Here is a 6,715-nt window from a genome sequence, read left to right as displayed (position 1 = left end):
CACCCGTTCGCCACTAATCCCCGGCCGAAACCGGTTCATCGTTCGACTTGCATGTGTTAAGCACGCCGCCAGCGTTCGTCCTGAGCCAGGATCAAACTCTCCGTGAATGCCTCCGGGATATCCCGGTGAACACTGCACGAGAGCGGAACCACCAGAGGAATAATCCAGTGGTTCACAGCGTCCTCGCTGTGTTTTTCTTCAAAGGAACCTCGTCCACGAGTGGACGGGGTATCAACATATCTGGCGTTGACTTTTGGCACGCTGTTGAGTTCTCAAGGAACGGACGCTTCCTTCGAAACCGTTTCACCGGTTTCTCCGGGCGCTTCCCTTCGGTGTTTCCAACCTTACCAGACCCGATTTCCGGTTCGTTTCCCGATCCGAATTCCGTTTCCGGCCCCCTGCTGGAGCGGGGTCTTTCGCGCCTTCCGGCGTGTCCACTACTTTAGCGGATTCCCCCGGATGCTCATAATCGAGTTCCCCGGTCCGAATTCCGGCATGCCGAAATCCATCCCGATGAGGGGCCGTGCAGTAGTGGTTTGCCGCCGGTGCGGCTCGAGTGCTGCCCGGTGAACCATGAAGGCTCCGTGGCAGCTCGGAGTACATTACGGATCGCCCGGACCCGTGTCAACCTCGGCTAGGCCGAATGCCTCAGTCGAGGTCGCTCAGCCGTCCATCGGCGTCGGGTTGGTCCTCCTCCACCCGGCGCAACACACGGGTGAGCATCTCGCCGAGAGCCCCGCGCTCCTCGCTGGAGAGGTCCTGGAGAAGGTCCGCCTCGAAGACCGTGGCCTGGCGCATCGCCTCGACCCACTTCTCCCGGCCATCCGGAGTCAGCTCGACGATGACGCGGACGCGGTTGTCCGCATCACGCTCACGGGTGACCAGGCCCTCGTTCACCATGCGATCGATGCGGTGGGTCATGGCGGCGGGGGTGAGGCCCAGCCGCTTGGCCAGGTCGCCGGGGCCCAGGCGATAGGGAGCCCCGGAGAGGACGAGCACCTTGAGGACCTCCCACTCGGAGTTGCTGATCCCCAGCGTGGCCGACTGGCGGCCGTAGGCGACGTTCATTCGCCGGGTGAGCCGGCTGAGCGCGCTGACGACCTGCTCCACCTGAGGGTCCAGGTCCTGGAACTCACGCTGATAGGCCGCGATCTGCTCCTCGAGGCTCAGCAGGTGGTCCGGGTCGGGGGTCTCCGCCATGTGCGGAGTATGACACGAAACTCATTGGCGCTGAAGTCCTTCGATCTGTACTCTTAAGCATTGAAGTTTAGCTTCGAAGTCTTCAGACATCGATCCTCCGGGCTGACCCGCAGGTCAGCCCGTAGTTCTGTGACCCTCCTCGACCTAGGTAGGTGAGTGTGACCACCGCGATGGGCGCAGCGCTGCGCCGTATCCAGCTGGGCAACGCGCTGAGCGCGTTCGGCAACGGCTTCACGGTCCCGTTCCTCTTCGTCTATGTGGCGCAGGTGCGGGACCTCGGCGCGAATACCGCGGGCATGGTGCTCGCGACGTTCGCCGTGGCCGCACTTGCCGTGCTGCCCTTCATCGGTCGGGTGATCGACCGGCGAGGGCCGCTGTCCGTTGCCGTCGCGGGCGCGGTCGCCGCCGCTGTCGGATCGATGGGGCTCGGGCTGGCGGCTAGTGAGCCGCTGGTCATCGCCGCGGCCGGAGTGCTGGGCGCGGGCATAGCGGCCATACAGCCGGCGCTGGCCACGCTGATCGTCTGGTGCTCGACGCCGATCACCCGGTCGCGGGCCTTCGCCACTCAGTTCTTCCTCGGCAATCTGGGGCTCGGCGTCGGCGGGCTGCTCGGTGGGCTGCTGGTGGACACCTCCGCCGCCTCGAGCTTTGTGCGGCTCTTCGCGATCGACGCGGTGATGTTCCTGGTGCTCGGCGCGGCGGTGGCGACCGTAAGGCTGGAGCGGACGCCGGTGTTCAACGACCCGGTGCCGACCGTCGATGAGCGGCTCGGCGGCTCCGGCGGCTGGCGTGCCCTGCTCGGCCACCGCGCCATGGTGCAGCTGTGCGTGCTGGGCTTCGTCATGTTCTTCGCCTGCTACGGCCAGTTCGAGTCCGGGCTGTCGGCGTTCGCGGTGGATGTGGCCCGGATATCGCCGTCGATGCTGGGCATCGCCCTAGCCGCGAACACGGCGGCGATCGTGCTGGCGCAGTTCGTGGTGCTCAAGCTGGTCGAGCGGCGGCGGCGCAGCCGGGTGATGGCGCTGGTCGGACTGGTCTGGACGGTGGCGTGGTGCGTCGCCGGGACCGCCGGGCTGATACCCGGGAGCCAGGCCGTCGGCGTCACCGCGATCATCTCGGCGTACGCGCTCTTCGGGCTCGGTGAGGCCATGCTGTCGCCGACCGTCGCGCCGCTGGTCGCCGATCTGGCACCGCCGTCGGCACTCGGTCAGTACAACTCGGCGTTCGCGCTGGTCAAGCAGCTGGCTTTGGCGGTGGGTCCGGCGGCCGGCGGGCTGATGGCGGGCGCCGGGCTGTATGGGGCGTACATCGTGACGCTGATCGTCTGCTCGCTCGGCATCACCGCGCTCGCGCTGATCCTCGGCAGGCGGCTCACGGCCGAGCAGGACAATCCGCTGCGGGCGGTCGCCGGAGCCTCGGTGCCCGCGCCGCGGGCGGCCTCGTCGGACGAGGTGACCACCGCGGCCTGACCCGGCCGTGCATGCGGCCTGACCCGACATTCCGTCATCGCCCTGGCACGGCGAAGGAGCCAATCGGCTCCGCCGTGCCAGGGCGATCTGTCGATCAAGGGGCGGTCGTGTCTCCGCTCAGGCCCGTGCTGCCGGGCCCTGTCCGGCGGATCTTTAGTCCGCCGGCAGGGCGAACTCGCACCACACCGCCTTGCCGCCGCCCGGGGTGCGGCGTGAGCCCCAGGACGAGGCGATGGTCGCGACGATCGAGATGCCGCGTCCGGCCTCGTCCACCGGTTCGGCCCGGCGGCGGCGCGGCAGATGCTCATCGCCGTCCGTCACCTCGATGATCAGGCGGCGGTCGGTGCGGCGCAGCCGCAGCCGCATGGGCGGTGTGCCGTGCTGGAGGGAGTTGGCGACGAGTTCGCTGGCGGCGAGCACGCCCAGATCGCGCAGTTCCATGGGGAAGCGCCAGCTGGCGAGGACCCCCGAGGCGAAGGCCCGGGCGCGCGGTGCGGCCTCCACCCCGCCGAGAAGCTCCAGCGCGGCGTTGTGGAAGAGCTCCGCGTCGTGCCCCGTACGGGCGGGGTGCTGGAGGACCAGCACCGCCACATCGTCGTCGTGCTCCGCGGTGATGCCCAGGGCCCTGATGAGGCGGTCGCACATCACCTGGGGCGAGCCGGTCGCGCCCGCGAAGACGCGCTCGAGCGCGGCCACTCCGTCGTAGATGTCCTTGTCCCGCCGCTCCACCAGGCCGTCGGTGTAGAGGACCGCGCTGGCCCCGGGGCCGAGCGGGACCGAGCCGGTGGTGTGCAGCCAGCCGCCGGTGCCGAGCGGCGGTCCGGTGGGCTCGGAGGCGCGGCGCACGGTGCCGTCCGGGTCACGGACCAGGATCGGCAGATGGCCCGCGGAGGCGTAGACGAGGCGGTTCTCATTGGGGTCGTGGACGGCGTAGACGCACGTGGCGATCTGGTGGGGGTCGATCTCGGCGGCCAGGCCGTCGAGGAGTTGCAGGACCTCGTGCGGCGGGAGGTCGAGCCGGGCGTAGGCGCGGACGGCGGTGCGCAGCTGGCCCATCACGGCGGCCGCCCGCACCCCGCGGCCCATGACGTCGCCGATGACGAGGGCGGTGCGGCCGGCGCCCAGGGTGATGACGTCGTACCAGTCGCCGCCCACCGCCGCGTCCGTGCCGCCGGGCTGGTAGGTGGCGGCCACCCGCAGGTCGTCGGGCTGCTCCAGCCCCTGGGGGAGGAGGCTGCGCTGGAGGGTGACGGCGGCCTCGCGCTGGAGGCGCTCGCTGGCGCGCAGCCGCTCAGCGGATTCGACCTGGTCGGTGACGTCGGCCCCGAAGACGAGCACGCCGCGGACCGGCTCGGTGGCCGGGTCGGTGCCGGTGGCCGGGCCGGGGTCGGCGGCGACGGTCTCGGTGGCGACCGCCTCCGGCACGGCGACGGCCTTACGGATGGCACCATCCCGGATCGAGCCGTCCACCGGCAATCCGTCCACGGGGTTTCCGTCCACCGGTGTTCCGTCCACGGCCCCCTCCCCCGCCCGCTCGTCCGCCGGCCGCGCGGGGGCGACGGCAGCCTTCGGCGCGGCCATCTCGATCGGGGAGCAGGTGAAGGTGTAGTAGCCGTGGCGGAACCGGCCGGGGCCGGGGGCCGCGCCCTCCTGCCGCGGCCCGGGCGTGGTCGCCGGGCCGCCCGCGGGCACCCGCCGGGACTTGACCGTACGGGGCTTGCCGCTGCGCAGGACCTGGTCCATGAGCGGCAGCAGCCCCAGCTCCCTCAGCTCGGGCAGGGCCTGGCCGGCGGGTGTGCCGGGGGTCCGGGAGCCGAAGAGCTCGACATAGGTGTCGTTGAGATAGGCGATGCGGTGCTCGGGGCCGTAGACCACCGCGACCAGCGCCGGCACCTGGCCGAGCAGGTCATGGGCGGACAGCCCGTCGAGGGTCGGGACGGCGGCGGGCGGCGCGGCGTCGCAGGGGGCGGCAGCGGGAGGCTCACCGTGCCCCGAGGGGTCGGCGCTCTCGCCCCGGGCCGCCGGGACGGAGCCGCCGCCCGCGGCGGCCGCGGGCTTCGGCCGCCGCGCACCGCGGTCTGCCCGGGCGGCGATGCGTCGCTGGGTTCGGGGGAGCCGGGCGCTCCAGCGCGTGAAGTTCACTGCGGATTACCTCGTGGGGTGGTGGCTGAGCGGCGCGCCGGCGCGGGATCGGGGAGATGGGTGCGGGTACGGGGGACGACCCCCAGGGGAATGCAGCAAACTTCCGAATCCTCGCGATTGTCACTCTTTGCAGATACGAGCCCACCCATGGTCACACGACCAGTGTGGCCGACCGGACTGACATCCGTGAGACGCCGATCGTGGGAGGGGAGTTCCCGGCTCCACCCCGATCGGCTCAACTGGCCCCGGGATGGCGACCGGTGTCCGCCGCGAGTTTGAACTCGGCGCGCGGGTTCTCCAGCGACCCCAGGGAGACGATCTCGCGTTTGAACAGCCCCGACAGAATCCATTCGGACAGCACACGTGCCTTACGGTTGAACGTCGGCACCCGGCTGAGGTGGTAGACGCGGTGCATGAACCACGCCGGGTAGCCCTTCAACTTGCGCCCGTAGACGTGTGCGACTCCTCTGTGCAGCCCCAGGGAGGCCACGGAGCCCGCGTACTTGTGCGCGTAGTCCGTGAGCGGCTGACCCGCGATCGCGGCGGCCACGTTTTCGGCGAGGACCTTGGCCTGGCGCACGGCGTGCTGTGCGTTGGGGGCGCAGACCGCATCGGGCCGGTCGGCCGTCAGGTCGGGCACCGACGCGGCGTCCCCGGCCGACCAGGCGTGCTCGACGCCCTCGACCTGGAGCGCCGCGGTGCATTTGAGCCGGCCGCGCTCGTTCAGGGGCAGATCGGTGGCGGCGAGGATCGGGTGCGGTTTGACACCCGCGGTCCACACGAGCGTGCGGGTGGGGAAGCGCGAGCCGTCACTCAGTACGGCGACCCGGTCGGCGCAGGAGTCCAGGCGGGTCTCCAGCCGTACGTCAATATTGCGGCCGCGCAGCTCCCGGACGGCGTACTTGCCCATCTCCTCACCCACCTCCGGAAGGATCCGGTCGGTGGCCTCGACGAGGATCCACTTCAGGTCTTCGGGGGCGATGTTGTGGTAGTAGCGGACGGCGTACCGGGCCATGTCCTCCAGCTCGCCGAGCGCCTCGACGCCCGCGTATCCGCCGCCGACGAAGACGAAGGTCAGCGCGGCGTCGCGGACGTCCGGGTCCCGGGTCGAGGAGGCGATGTCCAGCTGTTCGAGAACGTGGTTGCGCAGGCCGATGGCCTCCTCGACGGTCTTGAAGCCGATGCCGAACTCGGCGAGGCCGGGGACCGGGAGGGCGCGCGACACGGATCCGGGGGCCAGCACCAGCTCGTCGTAGTGGATGTCGACCGTGCCGGTGCCCTCTTCCTCCGTGGCGAGGGTTCTCACGGTCGCGGTGCGTTTGCCGTGGTGGATCGCGGTGGCCTCGCCGATGACGACGGTGCAGTCGGGCAGCACCCGCCGCAACGGCACCACCACATGGCGGGGCGAGATCGATCCGGCCGCCGCCTCGGGCAGGAACGGCTGGTAGGTCATATACGGCTCGGGGTCCACCACGATGACCTGCACGCCGCCGTGCCTCAGCTCCCGCTTCAGCTTTCGCTGGAGGCGCAGCGCGGCGTACATCCCGACGTAGCCACCACCGATAACGAGAATGCGCGCTGGTTCCTTCACCCTCCCATGAGGCACGCGCGACCGCGGTTTGTCCACAGGCCCGACGAATTGTGTGACCGGACGGCTCACTCGGCCCCGAGCCGACGAATCGGTTACACGTACGAAATGTCCGCAGGTCAGCCCCGGGATGTGTGGGGGCGGGCGGACGGACAGTCGGAAAGAGGCGGTCTGCTGCTCTGATCGGGGGGCGTTCTGTCCCGAGCTACCCTCTTCTTTCTTGACCTGCGCTCAACTATGTTCGTACTTCGTCGGGGTTGTGACTGCCTCGACAGTCTGGGCGGGGAGTCTCCGGGGGGAGACATCATTACCGGGG

At 70.1% G+C, this 6,715-nt stretch carries 4 protein-coding genes and 1 rRNA gene; 1 reads left to right on the top strand and 4 read right to left on the bottom strand.

The window, feature by feature from the left end; translation table 11 throughout:
* Positions 1-107 (bottom strand): 16S ribosomal RNA (locus ACT2CW_RS05245); the annotation flags it as partial.
* A 541-nt stretch (positions 108-648) separates the two neighbouring features.
* A complete protein-coding gene (locus ACT2CW_RS05240) occupies positions 649-1,200 on the bottom strand; it encodes a MarR family winged helix-turn-helix transcriptional regulator (protein ID WP_164432538.1) in 552 nt (183 codons plus the stop codon).
* Between the two features lie 158 nt (positions 1,201-1,358).
* On the opposite strand from ACT2CW_RS05240, the gene ACT2CW_RS05235 reads away from it, so the two are divergent.
* On the top strand, positions 1,359-2,669 hold the full coding sequence (locus ACT2CW_RS05235) for an MFS transporter (protein ID WP_445515695.1): 1,311 nt from the start codon (positions 1,359-1,361) through the stop codon (positions 2,667-2,669).
* Positions 2,670-2,822: 153 nt separating this feature from the next.
* Here ACT2CW_RS05235 and ACT2CW_RS05230 read toward each other — a convergent pair whose 3' ends face one another.
* Positions 2,823-4,811 carry an ATP-binding SpoIIE family protein phosphatase gene (locus ACT2CW_RS05230; RefSeq protein ID WP_445515647.1) on the bottom strand — a complete coding sequence of 663 codons (1,989 nt, stop codon included), beginning with the start codon at positions 4,809-4,811 and terminating at the stop codon, positions 2,823-2,825.
* Between the two features lie 235 nt (positions 4,812-5,046).
* A complete protein-coding gene (locus tag ACT2CW_RS05225) occupies positions 5,047-6,402 on the bottom strand; it encodes an NAD(P)/FAD-dependent oxidoreductase (RefSeq protein ID WP_164432542.1) in 1,356 nt (451 codons plus the stop codon).
* Positions 6,403-6,715 lie beyond the last annotated feature (313 nt).

The sequence above is a fragment of the Streptomyces sp. NEAU-174 genome (assembly GCF_052665095.1).
The sequence above is the reverse complement of the archived record's forward strand: the minus strand, read 5'-3'. Positions and strand labels throughout refer to the sequence as shown.

What these genes read in the sequence shown, in the direction of transcription:
- ACT2CW_RS05240 (WP_164432538.1), bottom strand. Translation starts at nt 1,200, where the DNA reads ATGGCGGAGACCCCCGACCCGGACCACCTGCTGAGCCTCGAGGAGCAG.